Annotated in this window: 23 protein-coding genes; 12 read left to right on the top strand and 11 right to left on the bottom strand. The window is 70.1% G+C overall.

The genetic code is table 11. The features are described from left to right. Positions 1 to 25: 25 nt before the first annotated feature. From RBR11_RS01335 to RBR11_RS01325, 3 genes are all read left to right on the top strand, one after another. Positions 26 to 1126, top strand: a complete 1101-nt coding sequence (locus tag RBR11_RS01335) for a hypothetical protein (protein WP_308487492.1) — start codon at positions 26 to 28, stop codon at positions 1124 to 1126. 190 nt (positions 1127 to 1316) lie between these two features. Next, a complete protein-coding gene (locus RBR11_RS01330; protein WP_308487491.1) occupies positions 1317 to 2408 on the top strand; it encodes a class I adenylate-forming enzyme family protein in 1092 nt (363 codons plus the stop codon). Further along, positions 2398 to 3516, top strand: a complete 1119-nt coding sequence (locus RBR11_RS01325; RefSeq protein WP_308487490.1) for a thiolase family protein — start codon at positions 2398 to 2400, stop codon at positions 3514 to 3516. The genes RBR11_RS01330 and RBR11_RS01325 overlap by 11 nt, the downstream gene beginning before the upstream one ends. Positions 3517 to 3543: 27 nt before the next feature. On the opposite strand, the gene RBR11_RS01320 is transcribed toward RBR11_RS01325, so the two are convergent. From RBR11_RS01320 to RBR11_RS01275, 10 genes are all read right to left on the bottom strand, one after another. Continuing rightward, positions 3544 to 4233: a GntR family transcriptional regulator gene (locus tag RBR11_RS01320; protein ID WP_308487489.1), complete on the bottom strand. Its 690-nt coding sequence runs from the start codon at positions 4231 to 4233 to the stop codon at positions 3544 to 3546. A gap of 140 nt (positions 4234 to 4373) precedes the next feature. Continuing rightward, on the bottom strand, positions 4374 to 5699 hold the full coding sequence (locus RBR11_RS01315; RefSeq protein ID WP_308487488.1) for an amidase: 1326 nt from the start codon (positions 5697 to 5699) through the stop codon (positions 4374 to 4376). Further along, a complete protein-coding gene (locus RBR11_RS01310; protein ID WP_308487487.1) occupies positions 5692 to 6606 on the bottom strand; it encodes an ABC transporter substrate-binding protein in 915 nt (304 codons plus the stop codon). The genes RBR11_RS01315 and RBR11_RS01310 overlap by 8 nt, the downstream gene beginning before the upstream one ends. Beyond that, complete coding sequence (allB, locus tag RBR11_RS01305; RefSeq protein WP_308487486.1) at positions 6596 to 8053, bottom strand: allantoinase AllB; 1458 nt, start codon at positions 8051 to 8053, stop codon at positions 6596 to 6598. The genes RBR11_RS01310 and allB overlap by 11 nt, the downstream gene beginning before the upstream one ends. Continuing rightward, a complete protein-coding gene (locus tag RBR11_RS01300; protein WP_308487485.1) occupies positions 8050 to 9267 on the bottom strand; it encodes a hypothetical protein in 1218 nt (405 codons plus the stop codon). Before RBR11_RS01300 ends, allB begins: the two co-directional genes overlap by 4 nt. Before the next feature lie 5 nt (positions 9268 to 9272). Further along, positions 9273 to 9635 carry a RidA family protein gene (locus RBR11_RS01295; RefSeq protein WP_308487484.1) on the bottom strand — a complete coding sequence of 121 codons (363 nt, stop codon included), beginning with the start codon at positions 9633 to 9635 and terminating at the stop codon, positions 9273 to 9275. Between the two features lie 58 nt (positions 9636 to 9693). Next, entirely contained in the window at positions 9694 to 11070 is a 1377-nt protein-coding gene (locus RBR11_RS01290) for a serine hydrolase domain-containing protein (RefSeq protein WP_308487483.1), read from the bottom strand. Positions 11071 to 11135: 65 nt separating this feature from the next. Further along, positions 11136 to 12086, bottom strand: coding sequence for a transporter substrate-binding domain-containing protein (locus RBR11_RS01285; protein ID WP_308487482.1), 951 nt, complete (start codon positions 12084 to 12086; stop codon positions 11136 to 11138). 108 nt (positions 12087 to 12194) lie between these two features. After that, positions 12195 to 12959 (bottom strand): amino acid ABC transporter ATP-binding protein, encoded by a 765-nt coding sequence (locus tag RBR11_RS01280; RefSeq protein WP_308487481.1) that lies wholly within the window; start codon positions 12957 to 12959, stop codon positions 12195 to 12197. Next, a complete protein-coding gene (locus RBR11_RS01275; protein ID WP_308487480.1) occupies positions 12956 to 13846 on the bottom strand; it encodes an amino acid ABC transporter permease in 891 nt (296 codons plus the stop codon). The genes RBR11_RS01280 and RBR11_RS01275 overlap by 4 nt, the downstream gene beginning before the upstream one ends. Before the next feature lie 356 nt (positions 13847 to 14202). Between RBR11_RS01275 and RBR11_RS01270 the strand changes: the two genes are divergently transcribed. Next, complete coding sequence (locus RBR11_RS01270) at positions 14203 to 14853, top strand: nucleotidyltransferase domain-containing protein (protein WP_308487479.1); 651 nt, start codon at positions 14203 to 14205, stop codon at positions 14851 to 14853. A 21-nt stretch (positions 14854 to 14874) separates the two neighbouring features. Here RBR11_RS01270 and RBR11_RS01265 read toward each other — a convergent pair whose 3' ends face one another. Next, positions 14875 to 15789: a LysR substrate-binding domain-containing protein gene (locus tag RBR11_RS01265; RefSeq protein WP_308487478.1), complete on the bottom strand. Its 915-nt coding sequence runs from the start codon at positions 15787 to 15789 to the stop codon at positions 14875 to 14877. Between the two features lie 130 nt (positions 15790 to 15919). On the opposite strand from RBR11_RS01265, the gene RBR11_RS01260 reads away from it, so the two are divergent. From RBR11_RS01260 to RBR11_RS01225, 8 genes are all read left to right on the top strand, one after another. Next, positions 15920 to 16948 carry an amidohydrolase family protein gene (locus tag RBR11_RS01260; RefSeq protein ID WP_308487477.1) on the top strand — a complete coding sequence of 343 codons (1029 nt, stop codon included), beginning with the start codon at positions 15920 to 15922 and terminating at the stop codon, positions 16946 to 16948. A 16-nt stretch (positions 16949 to 16964) separates the two neighbouring features. After that, complete coding sequence (ligK, locus tag RBR11_RS01255) at positions 16965 to 17657, top strand: 4-carboxy-4-hydroxy-2-oxoadipate aldolase/oxaloacetate decarboxylase (RefSeq protein ID WP_308487476.1); 693 nt, start codon at positions 16965 to 16967, stop codon at positions 17655 to 17657. 1 nt (position 17658) lies between these two features. Next, positions 17659 to 18678 (top strand): amidohydrolase family protein, encoded by a 1020-nt coding sequence (locus RBR11_RS01250; RefSeq protein ID WP_308487475.1) that lies wholly within the window; start codon positions 17659 to 17661, stop codon positions 18676 to 18678. A 2-nt stretch (positions 18679 to 18680) separates the two neighbouring features. Next, the gene (locus tag RBR11_RS01245; RefSeq protein WP_308487474.1) at positions 18681 to 20060 is read left to right on the top strand and encodes a protocatechuate 4,5-dioxygenase subunit alpha/beta; all 1380 of its coding nucleotides are present in this window, start codon (positions 18681 to 18683) and stop codon (positions 20058 to 20060) included. A gap of 21 nt (positions 20061 to 20081) precedes the next feature. Beyond that, complete coding sequence (locus RBR11_RS01240; RefSeq protein WP_308487473.1) at positions 20082 to 21035, top strand: Gfo/Idh/MocA family oxidoreductase; 954 nt, start codon at positions 20082 to 20084, stop codon at positions 21033 to 21035. Further along, positions 21032 to 22006, top strand: a complete 975-nt coding sequence (locus RBR11_RS01235) for an aldo/keto reductase (protein ID WP_308487472.1) — start codon at positions 21032 to 21034, stop codon at positions 22004 to 22006. Before RBR11_RS01240 ends, RBR11_RS01235 begins: the two co-directional genes overlap by 4 nt. Further along, complete coding sequence (locus RBR11_RS01230) at positions 22003 to 22701, top strand: substrate-binding domain-containing protein (RefSeq protein WP_308487471.1); 699 nt, start codon at positions 22003 to 22005, stop codon at positions 22699 to 22701. Before RBR11_RS01235 ends, RBR11_RS01230 begins: the two co-directional genes overlap by 4 nt. A 65-nt stretch (positions 22702 to 22766) precedes the next feature. Continuing rightward, positions 22767 to 23942: a 4-hydroxybenzoate 3-monooxygenase gene (locus RBR11_RS01225; RefSeq protein WP_308487470.1), complete on the top strand. Its 1176-nt coding sequence runs from the start codon at positions 22767 to 22769 to the stop codon at positions 23940 to 23942. The last annotated feature ends 387 nt before the right edge of the window (positions 23943 to 24329 follow it).

Here is a 24329-nt window from a genome sequence, read left to right as displayed (position 1 = left end):
AGGACGACCGGCAGGAGGGCGAGGGATGCGCAACTACATCATCATGGCCGGCGCGGACTGGGAGTTCCAGGGCGTCGACTTCCAGGTGCTGGCCACGAACCGCCGCAAGTACCTCACCCGGCAGAACACCGCGAAGGCGGATCTGCGGTTCCTCATGATGGACGTCCGCGCCGGTCAGGTCACCCGGATCGACGTGACCTACCCCGGCGGGACGAAGACCGAGGCGGCGAGTGTCGTCACCACGTTCGGGCCCGTCAGCCGCTCCAGCATCGGCACGTTCACCGACTCCGCGGGGGTGAGCCGCACCGGGTTCAAGCCGGGCCAGTTCAGCGTCATGTCGATCACAGACCTGTATGCGGCGGTCCGCGACATCGGGCAGAACGCGCCGGGCACGCTGCAGGAGGTGAGCTTCTTCGGGCACGGCTGGATGGGCGGCCTCATCCTCGTGAACAGCTTCGATGACCGCTCCCCCGTCGTGCCGGTCCCCTCCACGGGCGGGGCGCCGACGACCGTCGTCGCGACCCTCGGGCCGACGCAGCGGGACCCGGACGACAAGGACTCGCGCGGGCAGTACGACTTCGTCGCGCCCACGCAGGACGCGGCGGCACTCGCGCTGTTCAAGGCGGCCTTCGCGACGGACGGGTTCTCCTGGCTCTGGGGTTGCGCGTTCCCCCGGGTGATCCACCACGCGATGTGGGCGATGGAGGGCACCAAGGGCTACGCGACGAGCGGCACCGGCGACGACACCGTGCTGACGCTCGACCGTGTCGTGAAGGAGGACGTCGACTACATCGAGGGGTTCCTGCTGCCGATCCTGAAGACCCCGTTCCCGTCGCGCTCGACCATCACGACCAAGTTCAAGTTCCTCAAGTACGTCTTCTGCGCGGCCAACGCCTCCGCCTTCGCCGCCCAGCTGGCGACGGCGACCGGCAGGCCGGTGCGCGCGGCGCTGCTCGGGACGTACGCGGAGTACGACGACCCGCCCGACATGATGCACGTGCACACCGGCTTCACCGCGCACGTCGCGTTCTACAAGAACTACGTCGGGATGACGATGGATCCGGAGGGCAGAGGGTACGGGGTGTACCCGCCGGGCCTGACCTGCACGGCGCCGACCGTGCCGTGAGGACCGCTCTGTGACGACGCGCTTTCTGTTCCGGCGGCGCTGCGGCTAGAGTGAACGCCGTTCAGCTGAACGGTGTTCAGGCGATGGTGCGGAGGAGACGGGCGATGGATGATGCGCGGCGTTCTCGCTCGTCGGACACTACCGCGATCTCCGGGGGGTCGTCTCCGATGGCCGGCTCGGCGGGACGGTCGTGATCGTCCCCGTCCGCGGCGACGACACGGGACTGCTGGAGCGGCTGCGCGTCCTGCGCACGGCGGAGCAGGTCCCGCTGGTCGGCGACGACCGCTGGCCGCAGGCGCAGTGGGATGCGGTCAGGGCGGTCGCCGCCACGACGGCGACGCCACCCGGCGCCGCCTGGGCGACCCTGACCTCCGGCAGCAGCGGTGCGCCCCGGATCGTCCTGCGCACGGCGGAGTCGTGGGCGGCGTCGTTCGCCGCGGTGGCCCGTCTGCTGGACGCCGGCCCGGACGACGCCGTGCTGCTCCCCGCCCCGCCGTCGGCCTCGCTGACCCTGTTCTCCCTCGCCCACGCGCTCGACGGCGGCCCCCGCCCGCTGCTGGACCCGGCGGACCGTGCGGACGCGACCTGCCTGCACGGAACGCCGCAGGCGCTGCGCTCGGTGCTGGACGCCGGCCCCCTGCCGCGGCTGCGCGCCGCCCTCGTCGGCGGATCCCATCTCGACGACGCGCTGCGGACACGGGCCGAGGAGGCCGGGATCCGCGTGGCGGCGTACTACGGCGCGGCGGAGCTGTCCTTCGTCGCGGTCGACGAGGGCGACGGCCTCCGCGCGTTCCCCGGGGCGGAGCTGACAGTGCGGGACGGCGAGCTCTGGGTGCGGTCCCCGTTCGTCGCGCTCGGCTACGCGGGCAGCGACGGTCCGCTGCGCCGTGACGGCGAGTGGGCGACGGTCGGCGACCGCGCCGAGCTCGTCGACGGCCGGCTGCGGCTGCTCGGCCGGGCGGACGACGCGATCCTCAGCGCGTCGGCGACGATCGTCCCCGAGGAGGTCGAGGCCGTGATCCGCTCCGTGCCGGGTGTCCGCGACGTCGTCGTCTTCGGCCTGCCGCAGCCCCGCGTGGGCGCCCTGGTCGCGGCCTTCGTGGAACTGGACGGCCCCCCGCCGGTCGGCCTGCGCACCGCGGTCGCCGCGCAGCTCGCGCCCGCGCATCGTCCGCGGCAGTGGTTCGCCGGTGAGCTCCCCCGCACCGCCGGCGGCAAGCCCGCCCGCGCCGAGGCCGTCCGCCGCGCGGTGGCCGGAGAGGTGGACCGCCTTGTCCTCTGACCCCGTGATCATCGCCGCTCGGCGCACCCCGATCGGCACCCGTGGCCGGGCCCTCGCCGATCTGGGCGTCGCCGAGCTCGCCGCTCCGGTCATCCGCGCGGCCCTCGCCGACGGAGAGGCCGCGCTCGGCTCGCCCGTGACCGTGGCCGACGTCCTGCTCGGCAATTGCATGGGCCCCGGCGGCAACCCCGGGCGGCTCGCGGCGCTCGCCGCGGGCCTGGGTCCGCTCGTCCCGGGCGGCACCGTCGACCGGCAGTGCGGCAGCGGACTGGCAGCGATCCTCGACGCCGCGGCCGCCGTGCGTGCGGGCGACGGCCGCATGCGCATCGCAGGCGGGGTCGAGAGCCCCTCGACGGCGCCGGTGCGCTCCCAGGGCGGCGTGCCCTACGACCGCGCCCCGTTCGCCCCGCACGGGTTCCCCGACCCCGGGATGACACGCGCGGCGGAGGATCTCGCCGCGCACGACGGCATCGCCCGCGACCGGCAGGACGCGCACGCCGCGCGCAGCCACGCCCGCGCCAGAGCTGCCCGCGACGCCGGCCGGTTCGACGCCGAACTGGTGCCGTCGGCCGGTCTCGCGTACGACGACGCGATCGGCGCCGCCGAGAAGCTGCTCCCCCGGCTCACACCGCTCTTCCCCGCCGGCACCCTCACCGCGGGCACGGCCACGCGCATCGGGGACGGCGCCGCCGCCGTCCTCGTCGCGCCCGCCGGCACGGCACCCGGCCTGGCGATCCGCTCCGCCGCCGTGATCGGCTGCGACCCCGCTCTGCCGGGCATCGGCGCGGCACCCGCCGTGCAGGAGGCGCTCTCCCGGGCCGGCGCGAGCACCGCGGATGTCGCGGCGTTCGAGATCGTCGAGGCCTTCGCCGCGCAGAGCCTCGCCGTGCTCGACCGGCTCGGGATCGCGGACGACGATCCCCGGGTCTGCGCGGACGGCGGCGCGCTCGCCCTCGGTCACCCGTGGGGAGCGAGCGGGGCGGTCGCCGTCGTGCGGCTCTTCAGCCGTCTCGTGCGCGGCGACGCCCCGGCGGGGACGCTCGGCGTGGCGGCGGCGTCCGTCGGCGGCGGCCTGGGTGTGGCGGCGCTGCTCGAGGTCGTGCGGTGACCGAGACCCGCCTCCGGACCGCCGGACTCAGCTCGTGATCGTCGACCGCGTTCCGGCGCCGATCTTGACGAGCGCGTCCTCGCGCCAGACCTCCAGGTGGCGCTCGTACAGCGCCACGAGGCTGTCCAGGTCCGCTGCGGTCATCGCATCCAGGATCTCCTGATGATCGCGGATGCTCTCGTTCACGCTCCCCTGGTCCGGGGTGTGCGTCCGCGAGATCCGGAGGTTCACCGGGTGCTCGGTGAGGGAGTCGATCATCTTGATCAGGATGCTGTTGCCGCACGGCTCGAACAGGAGCTCGTGGAACCGGACGTTCAGTTCGAAGCGCTTGGCGAGGTCGGCCGGGTCGACGACGGACATGTCGGCGATGACCGTGTTCAACCGCGCGAGTGACGACGCGTTGTGCCGGCCGCACGCGAGGCGGAGAGCCAGAAGCTCCAGGTTCAGCCGCACCTGGTAGAGCTCGACGACGTCGTCGGCGGTGGGCTCGTTGATCAGGAAGCCGATCCCGGGAAGCGGTGAGACGAGACCCTCGTACGTCAACTGGTTCAGAGCTGCCCGCACCGGCGTGCGGGAGACACCCAACGCGCTGGCGAGATCCTCCTGGCGCAGCTGCTCCTCCGCCAGTTCACCCGCCACCAGAGCATCACGGATCGCGGCGTAGACGCGATCGACAAGGGAACGGCCGTCACGACTGGTCTTCGGCAGTGGTTGCACCGTGGGTTCCTTTCTGGCCTGGCGTCCCATTCGGGGTGTGGGTGGAACGCCGTCTCACGGATCCATTGGATCCGGTCCAGAGTGTATCGCAGCGCCGATCGCTTCGACCCTTGTCGCCGACGTCGGCATTTCGTGGTCGTTCAGAACGCCGAGCGCGCGTCCTGCAGCACCTGTCCCGTGCGGAGCAGCAGGCGGTCGGATCCCGCCCTCCCGATGAGCTGGAACCCGACGGAGCGACCGGACGGGTCGTGACCCACCGGTACGCTCACGGCCGGCAGGCCGAGCAGATTGGCCACCTCGGTGAACGCCCCGAAGGGAGCCAGGTCCCTGTCCAGGTCCAGCTCGGCGAGGGGCTTGGTGAGAACGGGCGCGGTGGGGCCGGCGAAGAAGTCGACGCCCTTCTCGTCGAACTGCCGCTCGAGCGCTCCCCGGACGACCTCGCGCAGCTCGTGGGCTTCGGCCAGTTCCGCGGCCGTGATCGCGGCGCCCGCCTCGAGCCGCTGCACCCCGCGGGGCGGGTAGAGCGACGGATCCGTGCGGTAGAGACCCTCGTGGGCGATCCACGTCTCGTGGCCGATGATCGTCAGGAAGGCCGGGCTGACCAGATCCAGCTCGGCGATCTCCAGTTCGACGATCTCAGCGCCCGCTCGTTCCAGCTCCGCCAGGGAGGAGGTCGCGACCCTCTCCACGTCCTCCTCCGATCCCGACCAGTAGCGGCGGATGACCCCGACGCGGCGCGGTGGCCGGGGCCCCGAGGACTCGGCCCCGTCTCGGGTTCCGGTCGCGGAGAGGACATCGAGCAGGATGCGGGCGTCATCGCACGTCCGGGTGATGACGCCGAGATCGCTCACCGACGTCGAGCCGGGGATGACCCCCGTGGTGGGGATCGCTCCGCGGCCGGCTTTGAACCCGACCACGCCGTTCAGTGCTGCCGGGATGCGCAGCGAGCCGCCCGCGTCGGTGCCCAGCGCCGCGAGGGAACTGCCCAGCGCGACGGAGACCCCTCCCCCCGCCGTCGATCCGCCGGGGAACCATGCCGGATCCAGCGCGTTCCTCGTCGGCGGCGGGCAGATGCCCCACCCGAAGCGGTTGGTCTCGTGCTTGCCCACGAGGACTGCGCCGGCCATCCGCAGTCGTCGCACCGAGCCCGCCCTGTCCGGGCCGCTGCCGTCGTCCAGAGCGTAGGGAGCGCCGGCGGTGGTGGGCATGCCGGAGGTCTGGATCAGGTCCTTGACGCCGATCGGAATGCCGTCCAGCGGGCCGGCCGGCAGGCGGCGACGGCGTCGCTCGTCGACGTCGTGCGCCTGGGCCCGTGCACCGTCGGCGTCGACATGGACGTAGGCGTGATGCACGGGCTCGGTGTCCCGGATCCGCTGGAGCACCTGCTCGGTGACGTCGGTGGCCGTGCGCCGTCCACCGAGCAGGTCGGCGAGGGTCGACGCGATCGTGGGCAGGGTCTCACTCATGGACGGAGAGGCTTTCGGCATGGATGGAGAGGTACTCCGTGACGGGGTTCCGGGTGGTGATCAGGCCGTTGCGGCGCAGGGCCCCCTCCCACCGCAGGATCTGATCCATGCGGACGTCGGCGGAGTCGGGCCAGAGGTTCAGTTCCAGGTACCGTTCCAGGATCTGGACGAGTCGCGCCCGGGTGTACCGGGGGAAGCGATGACCGATGACGTCGGCGATGTCGGACGCGCTGTGACCGAGCATCCAGCGCTGCGCCTCGCCGAGTCCTCGTCGGAACGCGATCAGGTCCTCGGAGCGTGCCGCAGCCACCTCGGCGGACGTGCTGTAGATGCTCCAGGGCAGTGCACCCGCACCGTCGGCGACCGTCGCCGCGCACCGGAGGCGGTCATCCAGTGCGGCCTCCGCATCGATGAACAGGTAGTCGCCGACGCCCCTGACGAACTCTTCGACGGCGTCCGCTGCGGTGAAACCGATGATCAGCTGCATGTCGCCGGTGGTGAGGTCGTGCCGGTGCAGGGCCTCCTGGAAGGCGGCCCAGGCGGTGGGCGCCTCCCCCGGGTAGAGGACGATGGATCGCCTCCTCAGATCCGCCCACCGGAATGTCGCGTCGTCTTCGCGACGGGACATCAGGACGTTGCGCGTCTGCTGATTGCTCTGCGCCACGATGTGCGTGTCCGTCCCGGTCTCGTGCATCCGCAGGGCGTACACCAGGCTGCCCAGGACGAGGTCGGCGGATCCGAGTCGCACGGTGTCCACCACCCCCGCGACGCCGGCGGGATGCGGCACGAACTCCAGGGCGAGGCCCTGATCCTCGAAGAATCCGAGTTCCGCCCCCACGTACTGCGGCGTGTAGGCGAGGTCGTGCGCGCACGCGATCCGCAGCTTCTTCTTCTTCTCAGCTTCCATGGATGCCGGCCCTTTCCGTGAACAGTTCGGTGACATGATCGCCGATCTTCGCCTCGTCGCCGAGGGGCCGGATGCGGATCCCGTGACCGGGCGTGCCGACGATCGAGGTGCCGTCGAAGACCTCGGTCCCCCGGACGAACGTCTTCACGGGAGCTCCGGTCGCCTCGAAGCCGTCCCAGAGCAGGGCCGCATCCCGGCCCGCCGACTGGAAGTCGGCGTGGTCGATGACGCTGCGACGGGTGAGGTCGACCAGGACCAGATCCGCATCGGCCCCGACGCGGATCTCCCCCTTGCGCGGATACAGGCCGAAGGTCTTGGCCGCGCGGCGCGACATGACCTCGGCGAGCTCGACCAGCGTGAGCCTGCCCTGATTCACCGCGGTCAGCATGACCCGGCCGGCGGCGTCGAGGCCGCAGGCGCCCGAGGGCGCATCCCAGATGCGGGTCCAGCCCGGGTCCTTCTCCGAGACCAGGTACGGCGAGTGGTCGGTCCCGACGAAGTCGATCGTGCCGTCCAGCAGCCCCTCCCAGAGGGCGGCCTGGTGCCAGGCGGTGCGCAGCGGCGGATTGATCTTCCCGTACGGGCCGACCCTGGCCAGGTCGTCCTCGGTGAGCAGGAGGTGGTGCGGGCAGGCTTCGGCCGTGACCTGCTGTCCTTCGGCCTTCGCCGCGCGGATCCGCGCGACCGCTCCGGCGGTGCTGACATGGGCGAAACTGACGCGGGCGCCGGTGGCCCTGCCCAGCAGGAGTGCGCGCTGTACGGCCTCCTCCTCGGCGAAAGGAGGCCGTGACAGCGCATGCGCCAACGGGTCGTTCCGCCCGGCCCGCCGCAGCTCCTCGCCGAGGAGAGCGCAGACGGAGTCGTTCTCGGCGTGGATGACCGAGGGCAGACCGGTCGCGGCGACCGCGCGCAGGACCTGGAACAGGGCCGCGTCGTCCGGCGCGCACATGTCGATGGATCCCGGCAGGTCATCGAAGGCGGGTTCCATGAAGGTCTTGTAGCCCACCACCCCGTTCTCGGCGAGCTCGGCGATGCGGTCCAGGTTCCCGGCGCCGGCGCAGCCGTAGAGCGCGTAGTCGACGTAGGCGGAGGGCGCGATCAGCCTGTCCTTTGCGGCCAGGGTCTGCGCCGACGACGTCGGGGGGATGTCGCAGGGCATGTCCAGCACGGTGGTGATGCCGCTGCTGGCAGCGGCACGCGTGCCCGCGCCGAACGTCTCCTTGTGCCCGTATCCCGGCTCGCGCAGATGCACATGCGTGTCGATCAGGCCAGGAAGGACCACGAGTCCCGCCGCCTCGATGACCCGGTCGGCGGCCCGCGGATCGAGGGAGCCGAGCGCGACGATGTGCGCGCCGCGCACGCCGATGTCCATGTTCTGCACACCGGACGGCGTGACGACCCGGCCGCCGCGGATCACGAGATCGAACCGCTGCTCCGGGGCGGTCATGGACGCGCTCCCTGACCGACGCCCGCCCAGGACGCGGCAGGCCGGTAGAACAGCCGGTCGAATCGGTCCGCGTCGTCGCCCGTGAGGCCGTCGAGGTGCGCCGCGGCCTCAACGTCGAGCAGCACGGCGCCGCGATCCTCGACGCCACGCCCGGCCAGCAGGTCCGAGCCGTGCGCGGACAGTTCCGCGGACCGGGCGAGTCCGCGGACGAAGGGCTCCGGGAGGGCGGCCAGCCAGCGGCGGATCACCCGTCCCCGCACCCGCGGGACCAGGTCGCCGAACAGCCGCACCGCGGAGATCCCGCCGTCGGGGTGGATCCGGACGCGGACCCGTGCCGCCTCGACGTACTCCGTGATCGGGAACGCATGGCGCTGGTCGCTCAGAAGCCTGGTCCTGGGCATCAGGGGACGCCACTCCGACTCGACGTCACCGGAGGCGCCTTCCGGGAGGTACTCGGCGCTGAACGCGTCGGCCGCGTTGCCCCCGAAGTGCGTCGTGTCGATCTCGATCGCCGACAGGCAGGCGACGTCGGCGAGGCCGATGACGATCTCGTCGTGACCGGCGCCACGACGACGTCCTGTCTCCCAGCCTTCGCCGATGCTCGCGGCGGTGCGCGGCATCAGCACGTTGGTGGGCGGCATGAACGCCGTGGACGAGCTGACGACGTGTCCGCCGGCGGGCACGGAGGCGAGATCCATGCTGGGCCGCACGCGACGGGGGTCCAGAACCACTTCGCCGTACGCGCGCAGCCGGGACACGCCCCCGTCGGGCAGCAGCCTCAGCAGCAGATGCGTCGCGATCAGGCCGTCCTCGGACGGGAGCACGTTGTACTGATCGGGCCCGCACGCGCTGCGGGACACCAGGGTCCGGCGCGGACTATTCAGGACCTCGTCGGAGGTCGGGTATCCGTCGACGGCGAACGACTCGAGCTCCACCGCCACGGGGACGTTGCCGTGGAAGTGCGCGGTGTCGGCGATGACCTCGTGCACGATGCCCGGAGCCCCCAGACGGACCAGCGCCCATTCCTCCTCGGGAGTGTGACGGCGGGTCTCCCAGCCGTCGTACACCGTTCCGCGCGGGCCGGGCCTGCTGCGGTCCGGAGCCACCGATTCGCTGTCCTTGACCAGGTGCTCCGCCGCACCGAAGTGCTCGTCCGTGGTGGCCATGACGCTGGCCCCGAGGCGCTTGGAGGCCAGGTTCAGCCTCGTCTCCACACCGCTCATGCTGCGTTCACCGCGGCCGTGCACACGATCTCGACCAGGACGTCGTCGCCCAGGTCGGCGACGGCGAGAGTGGCCCGTGCGGGCAGATGATCCGCTTCCAGCCACTGCTTCCAGACCGCGTCGATCGCGGGCTTGTCGGCGAAGTCGGCGACGAAGATCGTGGCGCTGAGCAGGTTCCGGCTGGTCGATCCGTGCGATTCCAGGAGGGCGTCGATCTTCTCCGCGATCTGGGTCATCTGGCCTGCGGCGTCGAGTGTCCAGTCGTCGGCGACGACCCCGCCGAGGTGGAGGACGCCGGCATGCTCGACGACACGATGCATGATCGGGGTGGGAACGCGACGGGTGATCGTGAGACTCATTTCAGATTTCCTTCTGGAACGGGATGGGGAGGGGGATGCGGATCCAGCGCCGGCTCGGTCAGCGGGCAGGCGATGCCCGGGTGGCGATGCGGAAGCCGTCGTGGATCCAGGTCGGGGCTCCCCCGGCGTCGGGCCGGAGGAAGTGGAGTTCCGAGCCGTCATCCGCCACGAAGCTGCCTTCGTGCACGGGGCGGTACTCGGTGCAGGTCGGTGAGGGCGCGTCGGTGATCCCGAAGAAGCCGAACTGATCGGACATGGTGCCCGTCTCGGTCATGACGAGCCGGTCCCCGACGCGCTGGGCGCTGTGGAGCGAGTTCAGCCGACGGAACACCCCGGAGTACTGCGGGCCGACGCCGGCGATGCTCCCGTCCGGCGCCGGCGGCGGGGTCCGTCGGATGCCGGTGAACTCGGCGACCAGCGCCTCGGCGGCACGGGAGGCGAAGGCCGACCCCCACGCCGCGTTGCTGCAGACGGTGACGACGAGATCCTCGTCCGGAACGACGCGGACGGCGGCGGCCTGGGACGGGCTCTGGCCGTCGTGGCCGAGCATCGTGCGGCCGTCGACGGTCGGGAACACGGCGTGGCCCAGTCCCCATGCCTCGTACTTCCAGCCCGGCACCTCCGTGAGCGTCTCCTGCATGAGCGTCGTCGTCTCCGTGGACAGGGGCCGCCCCGCCGCCCCGTGAGACAGCCCGGCGTATGCCCGGACGGTCCGCGCCAGGTCGTGCGCGGAGACGGTGATGCCGCCGCCGGAGGCGAGCCCGCGTGCCGTCGCCCATCGTCGCGCGGGCCGGTAGCCGGCCGGGGACACCGGATCCCGGAGCTGCCCGAGGGCGACGGGACCCAGCAGCGCGCGTTCCGGAAGGACGGACAGGGTCTCCAGCGCGAGGGGGGCGCAGACGAGATCCTCGACCGCGTCCTCCCAGTCCCGTCCGAGAAGGCGCTCCACGAGGTACCCGGCCAGCACGTATCCGTTGTTCGTGTACGAGAAGATCTCACCCGGTGCGTGGATCAGAGGAACGTCCGCGACGGCCGTGACGGTCAGGCGCCGGGCGCTCTGCCCGCGGCCGAGATCGGTCCAGTACTGGCTCTCGAACCCGCTGCGGTGGTGCAGGAGGTCCTGCACCCTGATCTCGGCGATGCGTCCGTCGACAGAGTGCCGGAGGCCGGGCACGAGGTCCACGACCTCGTCTTCGAGGCGCAGCAGGCCGCGCTCCACGCACGCCATCAGCGTCATGGCCGTCACCATCTTGGTCACGGACCCGATCTGGAATCCCGTCTCCGTGGTCGTCACCCACCCCGCCTGGGGGTTCGCCCAGCCGGTGACGACGTCGATCGCCGCGCCGGCGTGGAGAACCGTGCAGGCCGCACCGGGGATGCCGGCCTCCTGGGCGAGGCCGGCGACGATCTGGGTGACGTCGTTCGCGTCCGGCATGTCGCGCACCTCCTTCGGGTGTGATGAGGGGGCCGGCGGCGGGGTGCGCCGCCGGCCCCGATGGCTCAGGACATGGGCTCGTTGACCGTGACCTTCGGCATCAGGTGGTCACCCATCTCGTACTTGTCGAAGAGCTTCTTGAACGTGCCGTCGTCGATGAGCTTCTGAGCGGCGGCGGCGAGGGCCTTGGCGAGCTCCGTCTCGCTCTTCAGAGTCTGAGCGCCGCCCACCTGGGGGCTCCAGCCGAAGGGCAGGCTGGCGGGCGCCGTGATGAGCTGGAGGGCACCCGGGTTCGCGGCGATGAGCGGCTTCGCGATGTCAGCGCCGCCGATCTGGACCTGCGCCTCGCCGCTCTTCAGCGCCAGCAGCGCGGCCGAGGTCGACGGATACGTCTTCACCTCCACGGGACGCTTGCCGGCGGCCTGGCACGGCCCCTGCAGCTTGTCGATCAGCGCCCCGAAGACGTCGCCGGTCTGACGCGCCACGATGTGGCCGCAGAGGTCGTCCATCCCGGTGATGTGCTGCGGGTTCCCGGCCTGGACGAGCAGCGCGTTGCCCTGTTCGCTGTAGTTGACCGAGTTGATCATCTCCTCGCGTGCTTTGCTGTCGCTCATGCTGGAGGTGATCACGTCGTACTTGCCGGCCTGCACCGCCGGGATCAGCCCGTCGAACGACAGCGAGGTGATGCTGTACGGGACGCCCAGGACCGCGGCCATGGCCTGACCGGTGTCGATGTCGAGGCCGACGAGCTTGTTGTTGCTGTCGAGGGTCTCCCACGGCGCGTACGGGGCGGAGGTCGCGAAGCGCAGACCTTCCTGGTACTTCTTCGGGAGCATCGCGGCGATCTTGGCGTCCTTGGTCACCGTGATGTCGCCGATCTTGACGGCGCCGCCACTGCTGCTTCCCGCGTCGGCCGCGGCGGATCCGGCGCTGGATCCTCCGCAGCCGGTCAGTGCCAAGCTCACCGCGATGACGGATGCGCCGATCGCTGCGAGCTTCATGTTCTTTCCACTCATAATGACTCCTGAACTGGTGGTTTACGTGCTGGGTTGAGGTGATTTCCGGGCATGGGGGTAGCGCGGAAGGAGCCCGGGGGTATGGGCTCGGTGGACGTGGTGGTGGATTCAGAGGACCTTCGTCAGGAAGTCCCGGGTGCGTTCGTGCTTCGGGTTGACGAGCATCTCGCGCGGGAGGCCGTCCTCGACGACGACGCCGTCGTCCATGAAGATGCTCCGGTCGCAGACCTCTCGGGCGAATCCGATCTCGTGGGTGACCACGATCATGGTCATGCCGTCACTGGCGAGCTCCTTCATGACCGCCAGGACGTCCCCGACGAGTTCCGGATCGAGTGCGCTGGTGGGCTCGTCGAAGAGCATCAGATCCGGGTCCATGGCGAGAGCCCGTGCGATGGCGACCCGCTGCTGCTGCCCACCCGACAGCTGGGACGGGTACATGTCGGCCTTGGCCTTCAGTCCGACCCGGTCGAGGAGCTGCTCCGCCTTCTGACGCGCCTGACCCTTGGACTGCTTCAGGACCTTGATCGGCGCCTCCGAGATGTTCTCGATCGCGGTCATGTGCGCGAACAGGTTGAATCGCTGGAAGACCATGCCGATGTTGCGCCGTCGCCCCGCAGTCTCCTTCGGACTCAGTTCGTGCAGCTTGCCGCCGGCCATCTTGTAGCCGACCGGCAGACCGTCGACGGCGAGCACGCCCCCGTCGATCGTCTCGAGGTGGTTGATGCAGCGCAGGAACGTGCTCTTGCCGGAGCCGCTCGGACCGAGCAGGGCGACGACTTCACCCCGGTGCACGTTCAGGGAGATGCCGTGCAGCACCTCGTGGCTGCCGAAGGACTTCTTGACGTTGCGAGCCTCGACGATCAGATCGGTCATGACGTCGCTCCCTTCAGCCTCTTGGCGTGACGGCGGTGGTGCCAGGCGACGATGGACCGCCACGAGGGGCTCCTCTGGGCCGTGACCCCGCGGCCGTAGCGGCGTTCCAGCCACGCCTGCGGGAAGGACAGCAGGGTGATCAGGATCAGGTACCAGATGCTGCCCACCAGCAGCAGCGGGATCACCTTGAAGTTCTGCGAGTAGACGGTCTGGAGCCGGGTCATCAGATCGGCTCCGGCGATCACGGAGACCAAGGAGGTCAGCTTGACCATGTTGATCGTCTCGTTGCCCAGCGGCGGAACGATCACGCGCATGGCCTGGGGAAGCACGATGCGGCGCATGGTCAGCCCCGGCGACATCGCCAGGGAGTGGGCGGCTTCGATCTGGCCGCGGTCGATGGCCAGCATGCCGCCGCGGACGATCTCGGCGCAGTACGCCATCTCGCTGAGGCCCAGGGCGAGGATCGCCGCCGTCGTCCCGCCGATGACATCCGAGGTCCGTGCGGAGAACAGCACGATGTCGGTGAACGGAATCCCGATCGTGATGTGGGCGTACAGCGCTCCCAGGTATGCCCAGAAGATGAGCTGCACCAGGACCGGGACCGCGCGGAACGCCCAGACGTACAGCCGGGACATCGTGGCGAGGACCACGTTCCCGGACAGACGCATGACCGCCAGCACCATGCCGCCCGCAAGACCCAGGACCATCGACACCACGGTCAGCGCCAACGTCACGCCGAGACCGCTGAGGGTCAGCGGGTCGAACAGGTACTTCACGATCGTCGGGAGGTCCACGTTCGGGTTCGTGGCCAGGGATCTCAGTGCCAGGAACACGATGAGCACCAGCACGATCGCGGCGGCCCACTGCCAGGGGTGCTTGCGCCGCACGACCTCGATTTCCGAATCCAGGCTGGAAAGGTCGACCCGATCAGCGCCATCGCTGGTCGGTGCCACCAAATCCGGCGGCCTGGGCGCCGTCTTCTGCGTATCCATCGCTCTCCCGAACGTCATTGAACGAGTGTGGTCGTGGTTCGAACCTCATCCTGCAGGTTCTGGATCCACTGTATCTACTGGATCCAGAGATGCATAGAGCGAACTCGGCCGTGTTACGAACATTGCTTGACGGGCGAGCGAAGCCGCAGATCCCCAGGAGCGCGGCTCCTTCGCCCCCATGGCCACGGGTCGATGCGGTTCCTTCGGGCCGGAGCACGCGGTTCGCCCACAGCGCCGAGTAGCCTCGCACCATGACCCCCATCCCGCCGACTCCCGAGACGGTCTGGGCGCCGCTCTCGGCAGCCGAGATCGCCGACACGCTCCGACGCTCCCCCGCCCGGTGGTGGATCTCCGGAGGCGTGGCTCTGGACCGCTGGCTGGGCCGAGACATCCGCGCCCGCGCCAACATCGACATCAGCACGACCACGAGCGGGCTCGCCGAGATCGTGACCCTCTTCCCGTCGCGTTACAGCGCCTGGCTCGCCGACCGTGGGACCTTCATCCGGGTCGAGGACGCCGCGGAGGGCGACGACCTGCACCCGGTCCTCATCCACGACGACGCCCGGGGTGCGTGGGTGCTGCAGGTGAATGTGGAGGACGGCACCGACCGCGCCTGGGTGTACAAGCGGGACCCGCGTCTTCAGCTGCCCTGGGATCGCGCCGTGCTCGACATCGACGGCATCCCCACCGGCGCTCCGGAAGTGCAGCTCGTATGGAAGGCACTGCGCCCGCGCCCCGAGGACGAGCTCGACAAGGACGCGGTGCTTCCGGGGCTCTCCGACGAGGCGCGCTCCTGGTGGGAGCGCGCGATCCTGACCATCCACCCGCATTCGACGTGGTCCATCCACGTGCGCAGCCCCTTCGCGCCCGCGAAGGCGAGCTGGAACCGATCGCGGCACTGACGCCGCGATCGCGTCCTGCGCTCAGTGCGCGGCGCCCCGGTACTCCCCCGCTGCGACGGCGTCGAAGACCACGGATCGGAACCATCGCTGCGCCGGCGACAGGCCGGCGTCGTTGCGCGTGTAGAGCGACACCGGCGTGCTTTCGCCGGGCCAGGGCAGGTCTGCGATGCGGAGCCCGGGGAACCACCCGCTGAAGACTTCGGCGACGTGACGCGGCAGCAGGACGACCAGATCCGTCGCCTCGAGCACGGCGGGCACCGTGGCGTACTCCTCCACGGTCAGCGACACCTGTCCCATCAGCCCGTGCTCAGTCAGCGCCTGCACCGGGAAGACGTGGCCTCCGCGCGCCGAGACGCGCACGAAGCGCCGCCCCGCGAACATGTCGGGGCCCGTCGCCGGCAAGGGGTGCGCCCCCGAGGAGAGCGCGACGTACTCCACCGCGCGGACCAGAGTGCGCCACAGCCGCGGCGTTCCGATCAGCGAGACCGTCATCGCCAGGTCGATCGTGCCGCGCACCAGCGACTCCTCGACCTCGTCCGCGTCCAGACGCTTGACCTGAAGATGAGGGTTCGCGCCCTCACGGGCGAGCCTCGCCATGATGGGCGGCAGGAACGTCTGCTCGCCGATCGACGTCAGCCCCAGTGTCAGCTCCCCCGTGAAGCCCGTGGGCTCGAAGTGCTCCGACCCACCCACGGTCTCGTCGATCTGGGCGAGCGCGGCATGCAGCGGGCCGAACAGTTGGACCGCACGGCCGGTGGGCACCATGTCCCGGCCCTCCCGCCGGAACAGCTCATCGCCGAACTGCGCACGCAACCGGCGCAGGGTGTAGCTCACGGTGGGCTGCGTGACATGCAGCCGGTCCGCGGTGGCGGTCACGCTGCGCAGCTCGTAGAGCGTCACGAACGTCCGCAGCTGGTTCAGATCGGCAAGAGGCATGCATTGATCCCATCTATGTGACAACGACTGAACATCTATTGGATTATATGAAACCCGCGGCTTAGAGTCGGCGTCAAGAGCAGCCCGCGGTCACGGACGATCGCGGCCGAGAGGGACAAGGACGAACGCGGTGATCATCGACATCCACGGCCACTACACCACCGCCCCGGCGCAGCTGGGAGCCTGGCGTGACCTGCAGATCGCCTTCGCGAACGGATCCGGCGAAGCACCGGATCCGGCGGCCCTGCGCATCGACGACGATGAGATCCGCGAGACCATCGAGGCCAACCAGCTCCGGCTGATGGACGACCGCGGCAGCGACGTCACCGTGTTCAGCCCTCGCGCGTCGTTCATGGCCCATCACATCGGCGATCTGGCCGTGAGCAGGACCTGGGCACGGATCTGCAACGACCTGTGCGCCCGGGTCGGCGCGCTCTTCCCCGACCGCTTCCTTCCCGGCGCGATGCTGCCGCAGTCGCCCGGCGCGGCGCCCTCTACCGCCGTCGGCGAACTGACCCGCGCGGTCGAAGAGCTCGGCGCGGTCGCCGTGAACCTCAACCCGGATCCGTCCGGAGGACTCTGGACCGCCCCGGCGCTCACGGACCGTTCCTGGTATCCGATCTACGAGAAGCTCGTCGAGTACGAGATCCCGGCGATGGTGCACGTGTCGACCTCGTGCAAGCCGGTGTTCCACACCACGGGCGATCACTACCTGAACGCCGACACCACCGCGTTCATGCAGCTGCTCAAGGGCGACCTGTTCCGGGACTTCCCCGACCTGAAGCTGGTGATCCCGCACGGCGGCGGCGCCGTGCCGTACCACTGGGGACGGTTCCGCGGCCTCGCGATGGCGCTCGGCAAGCCCGAGCTCGAGGAGCACCTGCTGCGCAACGTGTTCTTCGACACCTGCGTCTACCACCAGCCCGGCGTCGACCTGTTGACGAACGTGATACCGACTGAGAACATCCTGTTCGCGAGCGAGATGATCGGCGCGGTCCGCGACATCGACCCTCGCACCGGGCACCACTTCGACGACACCAGGCGATACGTCGACGCGACACCGAATCTCGATGACGCGCAGCGGACCCAGGTCTTCGAGGCCAACGCGCGCCGTGTCTATCCCCGTCTCGACCGCGCGCTGACCGCCCGCGGCCTCTGACCCGAAAGGAGCGACCATGCGACTGAACGACCTCGGCATCGTCCGCACGAACATCGAACGCCCGGATCCGGCCGCCATCGCCGCGCTGAGCCGGTTCGGCGTCGCCACCATCCACGAGGCGATGGGGCGCGTCGGCCTGCTGCGGCCCTACATCCGCCCCGCCTACCCGGGCGCCCGCCTCTGCGGCCCGGCGGTCACCGTGCTGCTGCAGCCCGGCGACAACTGGATGTTCCACGTCGCCGCCGAGCAGGTGCAGGACGGCGACGTGCTCATCGCCGGCTGCACGACCGAGAGCGAGGACGGCTTCTTCGGCGAACTTCTGGCCACCTCGCTGCGTTCCCGCGGCTGCGCCGGATTGGTCATCGACGGCGGCGTCCGCGATGTCGCCGACCTCGAGGACATGGACTTCCCGGTCTTCTCCCGCGCGATCAACGCCAAGGGAACGGTCAAGGCGACCCTCGGATCCGTGAACATCCCGGTCGTCGTCGCGAACGCCCTCGTCAACCCCGGCGACGTCGTCGTCGCAGACGTGGACGGGGTCGTGGTCGTCCCCCGCGAACGGGCAGGAGCCGTGGCGGAGGCGGCGCAGAAGCGCGAGGACAACGAAGAGGGCAAGCGCCAGAAGTTCCGCGACGGCGTGCTCGGACTCGACTTGTACGGCATGCGGGAACCGCTCGCGGCCTCCGGCCTGGAATACGTGGAGGACTGAGATGGCGCACGGCGATACCACCGGCGGATTCGAGAAGTCCCCCGGCTGGCTGGACTGGTACGACGGCCCGAGCACGCCCGTGTTCCGGCTGCCCGAGGGCGCGGTCGACGCGCACTGCCACGTGTTCGGCCCGGGCGCCGATTTCCCGTACGCCCCCGAGCGCAAATACACCCCGTGCGACGCCTCCGCGGAGCAGCTCTTCGCGCTGCGGGACCACCTCGGCTTCGATCGCAACGTGATCGTGCAGGCCACCTGCCACGGCGCCGACAACCGGGCGCTCGTCGACGCGCTGCGGCGCAGCGGCGGCCGCGCGCGCGGCGTCGCCACCGTCCGCCGCGACGTCACCGCCGAGCAGCTGGCCGAACTCCACGAGGCGGGCGTGCGGGGCGTGCGGTTCAACTTCGTCAAGCGTCTCGTCGACCGCGTCCCGACGGATTCGCTCGAGGAGATCGTCGCGAAGATCGCCCCGCTCGGCTGGCATGTCGTCATCTACTTCGAAGCCGAGGATCTGCCGGAACTCTACGACTTCTTCTCCGCCATCCCGACCGACGTCGTGGTCGATCACATGGGCCGGCCGGATGTGACCAAGGATCCGGATGGCGAGGACTTCGGCCTGTTCCTCCGGTTCATGCGGGAGAACCCGAACGTGTGGACCAAGGTGTCCTGCCCCGAGCGCCTGTCCGCGACCGGCCCTCGCGCTCTCGACGGTGAGCAGCACGCGTACGCCGACGTCGTGCCGTTCGCCCGACGCGTCGTCGAGGAGTTCGGCGATCGCGTCCTCTGGGGGACCGACTGGCCCCACCCCAACCTCAAAGACCACATGCCCGACGACGGGCTGCTGGTCGACTACATCCCGCAGATCGCGCCGACCCCCGAACTGCAGCGCAAGCTGCTGGTCGACAACCCCGACCGCCTGTACTGGGCTGATCAGAAGCAGGCCGAACAGAAGCAGGCCGATCGGAAGCAGACCGATCGGAAGCAGACCGATCGGGCCGGCGAACGCATCACCGAAGGAGCATGACCATGGCACTCGACAAGCCGTACAAGGATGTCCCCGGCACCACGATCTTCGACGCCGAGCAGGCCCGCAAGGGCTACCACCTCAACCAGTTCTGCATGTCGCTCATGAAGCCGGAGAACCGCGAGCGGTTCCTCGCCGACCAGGAGGCCTATCTCGACGAGTGGCCCCTGAACCCCCGGCAGCGCCAGGCCGTGCTCGACCTCGATCTGAACACCTGCATCGAGGAGGGCGGCAACATCTACTTCCTCTCGAAGATCGGCGCCACGCACGGGCTGAGCTTCCAGCAGATGGCCGGATCCATGACCGGCATGAGCGAGGCCGCCTACCGCGACATGATGGTCGGCGGCGGGCGCCGTCCCGAGGGCAACCGCCTGAAGGACCTCGACGGCTGGACGGCTCCGGTGCCCGGCGAGAAGGCCGAGACCATGCGCCAGAACGCGCCGGCCCGGTACACGTCTGCGCTGTTCACCTCGCACGTGCCCGCGATCGGCGCGGCGATGGACCTCGGCAAGACCGAGGAGCCGTACTGGAAGAAGGTGTTCGACGGGTACCGGTGGACCAGGGCGTGGGCCAAGGAGAACAAGCCCGACGTGGTGATCCTCGTCTACAACGACCACGCGACGGCGTTCGACTCCTCGATCATCCCGACGTTCGTGCTCGGCACCGGATCCGACTACCCCGTCGCCGACGAGGGCTACGGTCCGCGCCCGGTGCCCGACGTCAAGGGCTACCCGGAGCTCGCCGCGCACATCGCGCAGTCGGTGATCCAGGACGACTTCGATCTCACGCTGGTCAACGAGATGGTCGTGGACCACGGTCTGACGGTGCCGCTCTCGCTCGTCTACGGCGAGCTCGGGCCCGACGAGGAGTGGCCGGTGCGGGTCATCCCGCTCGCCGTGAACGTCGTGCAGTACCCGGTTCCGTCCGGACGACGCTGCTACGAACTGGGCCGCGCCCTGCGCCGAGCGCTGGACAAGTGGGACGGCCCCGAGCTGAACGTGCAGATCTGGGGCACCGGCGGCATGAGCCATCAGCTGCAGGGGCCCCGCGCGGGTCTCATCAACGAGGAGTGGGACAACGCGTTCCTGGACCACCTGATCGCGGACCCCCTCGGCCTGACCGAGTGGCAGCACATGGAGTACGTCGACGAGGCCGGATCCGAGGGCATCGAGCTCGTCGACTGGCTGATCGCCCGCGGCGCGATGGACGATCAGTTCGGGGGCGGCGCCCCCGAGACCGACCATCGGTTCTACCACGTGCCCGCCTCGAACACCGCGGTCGGCCATCTGGTGCTGACCAACCCCGTCCCCGTCCCGAAGGACGCCACGGCCGAGGACCCGGCCGAAGTCCCCGTTGCCGGCCCCGTCCCCGCGACGGCCTGACCCCCACATCCAGGAGAAACCATGAGCGACCCTGTCCGCGTGGCCGTCGTCGGCGCCGCCGGCGCCTTCGGCATGAAGCACCTCGACGGCCTGGCGAACATCCCCGACGCCGAAGTCACCGTCGTCAGCGGAACACGGCCTGAGCCGACCCGAGCCGTCGCCGAGAAGTACGGCGTGCCGCACGCCGTGCTCGGGCTGGAGGAGGTGCTGGAACGCGATGACGTGGATGCGGTGATCCTGGCGACGCCGACCCAGCAGCACGCCGCGCAGGCCCAGGCGGTGCTCGCCGCAGGCAAGCACGTGCAGGTGGAGATCCCGCTCGCGGACTCCCTCCCCGAGGCGGAGGCGACGCTGGCCGTCGCGGAGGCGACGAACCGCGTCGCGATGGTCGGGCACACGCGCCGGTTCAATCCGTCGCACCAGTACGTGCACAACCGGATCGCGGCCGGCGAGTTCGCCGTGCAGCAGATGGACGTGCAGACGTACTTCTTCCGGCGCAGCAACACCAACGCCAAGGGCGAGGCGCGCTCGTGGACCGACCATCTGCTCTGGCACCACGCCGCGCACACGGTCGATCTGTTCGCATATCAGGCCGGACGGATCGTGCAGGCCAACGCCATCCAGGGGCCGATCCATCCGCAACTGGGCATCGCGATGGACATGTCGATCCAGCTCAAGAGCGAGACAGGCGCGATCTGCACGCTCTCGCTGTCGTTCAACAACGACGGGCCGTTCGGCACGTTCTTCCGCTACATCGGGGATACCGAGACGTATCTCGCCCGCTACGACGATCTCTACACCGGCCGGGACGAGCAGATCGACGTGTCGGACGTTGCCGTCAGCATGAACGGAATCGAACTGCAGGACCGGGAGTTCATCTCCGCGATCCGCGACGGACGCGAGCCCAACTCGTCGTTCCGGCTGGTCTCCGACTGCTACCGAGTCCTCGGAGCCCTGGAGGAGCAGCTCGCGTGAACCTTCCGCGTATCGGGCTCGGCTGCATGTCGCTGAGCCACGCCTACGGCACGCCGCCCGCGGAGGAGGACGGCCTGCGGCTGCTGCGGGCCGCGCTCGATGACGGGGTCGGAATGCTCGACACCGCGACGCTGTACGGCGGCGGCCGGAACGAGACTCTCGTCGGCCGCGCACTCCGCGGACGGCGCGACGAGGTCGTGCTCGCCAGCAAGGGCGGCATGGCGATCGTCGACGGCGTGAAGCGGATCGACGGACGGCCCGAGACCCTTCGCGCGCAGGTCGACGCATCGCTCGTCCGGCTCGGGGTGGAGCGCATCGATCTCTACTACCTGCACCGCTGGGACCGTGCCGTGCCGATCGGCGAGAGCGTCGGCGCGCTGGCCGCGCTGGTCACAGCGGGCAAGATCGGTGCGATCGGACTCTCGGAGGTGTCGGTCGCCCGGCTGCGCGAAGCGCTCGACGTCGCCCCCATCGCAGCCGTGCAGAACGAGTATTCGCTGTGGAGCCGCAACCCCGAACTCGGCATGCTCGAGGCCACCCGCACCGCAGGGATCGCCCTGGTCGCGTTCTCGCCCGTCGCACGCGGGTTCCTGGGCGGCGTCGTGCAGGATCCGGATGCATTCGCGCCGAACGACATCCGCCGCGCGATGCCCCGGTTCCGCCCCGACCATTGGCCCGTCAACGCCGCCCTGCTGCCCGCCTGGCGAGACCTCGCGGCCGAGGCCGGCTGCACGCCGGCGCAACTCGCTCTCGCGTGGGTGCTCTCCCGCGGGCAGCACGTGGTGCCCATCCCCGGTACGACCCGCATCGACCATCTGCGCGAGAACCAGGCCGCCGTCGGGCTCGCCGTGGATGCGGCGCTGCTCGACCGCGCAGGCACACTGATCGACACCGCCACGGTCTCCGGACCCCGGTACGCGGACGGCCCGGCGGCCGAGGTCGATGCCGAGACCTTCGAGGACGCCGCATGAAGGCGATCTCGTCCATGGCCACCCGGCACCTGCTCGGCGACCTGTTCGCCGCGGCGGGCGACGCGGGGCTCCCGCATGTCGAACTCACCGCGGTGGGCGGGGTGGACGCCGCCGAGCGGGTGGCCGCAGGAGCGCCGTTCGATCTCGTGATCCTCGCCGACGACGCCCTCAGGCGGCTCGCCGCGGACGGCCACATCGTCGCGGGCACCGTGGCCCCCCTCGTGCTGTCGCAGGTGGCCGTCGCGGTCCCCTCCGAGAGCGTCGCGTCCGCCGGCCGACCCGAGGGCGCAGCCTTCGCCGACGCCGACGAACTCCGCGCAGCCCTGCGCGCCGTGGACCGGATCGGGTACTCCACAGGCCCGAGCGGCACCGCGCTGGTGCGCATGATCACGGCGTGGGGGCTTGCGGAGGAGCTCGGCCCCCGTCTCGTGCAGGCCCGCCCCGGGGTGCCGGTCGCGACGCTGCTCGCCCATGGTGAGGCCGAGATCGGCTTCCAACAGCTCAGCGAGCTGGTCGGGCAGCCCGGGGTGCGCATCCTCGGCGTCCTTCCCGACGACGCCGCGATCGACACCGTGTTCGCGGGCGCGGTGACGACGACCTCGACCGATCCACCGGGCGCCCGCGCCCTCCTCGCGTTCCTGTCCTCCGCCGAGGCCGCAGCCCTCGCGTCGACCCACAGCTTCACCCCGGTCTGACCGCCGCAGGGTCTTCGGCCGCGTCCGCTCCCTCCTCTGCACCCGCCCCCTGACAAGGAGACATCATGTCCACCATCCGTACCCGGGTCGCCATCATCGGTGCCGGCCCCGCTGGGCTGTTCCTCTCGCACCTGCTGCACCGTGCGGGGATCGAATCGGTCGTCGTCGACGCCCGCTCCCGCGACGCGGTCGAGAACACGATCCGGGCAGGGATCCTCGAGCACGGCACGGTGGACGCGCTCGTGGAGTCGGGGGCGTCGACGCGCGTGCTCACGGAGGGGCTGCGCCACGACGGCATCGAGCTCCGCGTCGATGGCGAAGGGCATCGCATCGACTTCGCGGACCTCGTGGGCCGCAGCGTCTTCCTGTACCCCCAGCACGAGGTGCTCCGCGACCTGATCGCGACGCGTCTGGCCGAGGGGCAGGATCTGCGGTTCGAGGTGACCGCGCTACGGATCGAAGAGCCGGATTCCGCGACACCGCGCGTCGTCGTCCACGACACGACGGGCGTCGAGCAGGTGATCGAGGCCGACTTCGTCGTCGGGGCCGACGGCTCGCACAGCGTCGCCCGCGCTGCGTTGAGCGGCGCCAGAAGCGGGTACTTCCGCGAGTACCCGTTCGCCTGGTTCGGGATCCTGTGCGAGGCGCCGCCCAGCGCACCAGAACTGATCTACAGCACCTCACCCGGTGGGTTCGCGCTGATCAGCCAGCGGAGTGCGTCGGTTCAGCGGATGTACTTCCAGTGCGATCCCGCCGTCGACCCGGCGTCGTTGTCCGAGGAGCGGATCTGGGCGGAGCTCCGGTCACGGGTGCCCGGGGCGGATCTGATCGAAGGACCGATCTTCCAGCGGGACGTGCTGCGGTTCCGCAGCTTCGTGGCACACGATCTGCGCCGCGGCCGGGTCGCCCTCGTCGGCGACGCGGCGCACACCGTGCCGCCCACCGGCGCCAAGGGCATGAACCTCGCCATCGCCGACGTGCTGATCCTCGAGAGGGCGCTGCGCGCGCTGCTGCTCGAGAACGACCCCCGTCTCATCGACGACTACGCCGAAACCGTGCTGCGACGCATCTGGAAGGCTCAGCACTTCTCCTGGTGGATGACCAGCATGCTGCACGTCGCGCCGGACGCCACCGAGTTCGACCGCCTCCGCCGGCTCGGCGAGCTGCGGTCGGTCGTGGAGTCTCGCGCCGGTCGCACCTATCTCGCCGAGGCGTACACGGGATGGCCGCTGACGGACTGATCCGGGAAGACGAAGGCGAGGAGTCATTTCCCACGGAACGGCGGAGGGGCTTCGAAGGGTTTGACCTCTCCCTCTGCCGAGGGGTTTCGGAGGGGTTGGCCCCTCGCCCCACCCGGGAACGACAGAGGCTCGGATCACTGATTTTCCTCAGTGTTTCCGGGCCTTCTCTGTTGACTGGGGTACCTGGACTCGAACCAAGAACAACTGAAAGCTCCTGGCGATACGTCTTGACCCGCGCGAGAACCGTATTCCCTAGTAGATCAGCCGATTGCTTGTCCTCATGATACTCGTTGCCACCGGTTGAAACGCCTTCATACGCGCCCTGGGGACGAAAAGTACCCCGAAGAATACCCGACGTCCGTCTCACGATCGCCCCCTTGACCCCCA

The sequence above is a fragment of the Microbacterium capsulatum genome (assembly GCF_030865425.1).
Classification (GTDB): domain Bacteria; phylum Actinomycetota; class Actinomycetes; order Actinomycetales; family Microbacteriaceae; genus Microbacterium; species Microbacterium capsulatum.
Note: the sequence above shows the minus strand (reverse complement) of the source record. Positions and strands in the feature narration are given on the sequence as shown.

What these genes read in the sequence shown, in the direction of transcription:
- RBR11_RS01280 (WP_308487481.1), bottom strand. Translation starts at nt 12,959, where the DNA reads ATGACCGATCTGATCGTCGAGGCTCGCAACGTCAAGAAGTCCTTCGGC.
- RBR11_RS01335 (WP_308487492.1), top strand. Translation starts at nt 26, where the DNA reads ATGCGCAACTACATCATCATGGCCGGCGCGGACTGGGAGTTCCAGGGC.
- RBR11_RS01250 (WP_308487475.1), top strand. Translation starts at nt 17,659, where the DNA reads ATGGCGCACGGCGATACCACCGGCGGATTCGAGAAGTCCCCCGGCTGG.
- RBR11_RS01270 (WP_308487479.1), top strand. Translation starts at nt 14,203, where the DNA reads ATGACCCCCATCCCGCCGACTCCCGAGACGGTCTGGGCGCCGCTCTCG.
- RBR11_RS01315 (WP_308487488.1), bottom strand. Translation starts at nt 5,699, where the DNA reads ATGAGTGAGACCCTGCCCACGATCGCGTCGACCCTCGCCGACCTGCTC.
- ligK (WP_308487476.1), top strand. Translation starts at nt 16,965, where the DNA reads ATGCGACTGAACGACCTCGGCATCGTCCGCACGAACATCGAACGCCCG.
- RBR11_RS01295 (WP_308487484.1), bottom strand. Translation starts at nt 9,635, where the DNA reads ATGAGTCTCACGATCACCCGTCGCGTTCCCACCCCGATCATGCATCGT.
- RBR11_RS01265 (WP_308487478.1), bottom strand. Translation starts at nt 15,789, where the DNA reads ATGCCTCTTGCCGATCTGAACCAGCTGCGGACGTTCGTGACGCTCTAC.
- allB (WP_308487486.1), bottom strand. Translation starts at nt 8,053, where the DNA reads ATGACCGCCCCGGAGCAGCGGTTCGATCTCGTGATCCGCGGCGGCCGG.
- RBR11_RS01225 (WP_308487470.1), top strand. Translation starts at nt 22,767, where the DNA reads ATGTCCACCATCCGTACCCGGGTCGCCATCATCGGTGCCGGCCCCGCT.
- RBR11_RS01310 (WP_308487487.1), bottom strand. Translation starts at nt 6,606, where the DNA reads ATGGAAGCTGAGAAGAAGAAGAAGCTGCGGATCGCGTGCGCGCACGAC.
- RBR11_RS01245 (WP_308487474.1), top strand. Translation starts at nt 18,681, where the DNA reads ATGGCACTCGACAAGCCGTACAAGGATGTCCCCGGCACCACGATCTTC.
- RBR11_RS01290 (WP_308487483.1), bottom strand. Translation starts at nt 11,070, where the DNA reads ATGCCGGACGCGAACGACGTCACCCAGATCGTCGCCGGCCTCGCCCAG.
- RBR11_RS01285 (WP_308487482.1), bottom strand. Translation starts at nt 12,086, where the DNA reads ATGAGTGGAAAGAACATGAAGCTCGCAGCGATCGGCGCATCCGTCATC.
- RBR11_RS01230 (WP_308487471.1), top strand. Translation starts at nt 22,003, where the DNA reads ATGAAGGCGATCTCGTCCATGGCCACCCGGCACCTGCTCGGCGACCTG.
- RBR11_RS01240 (WP_308487473.1), top strand. Translation starts at nt 20,082, where the DNA reads ATGAGCGACCCTGTCCGCGTGGCCGTCGTCGGCGCCGCCGGCGCCTTC.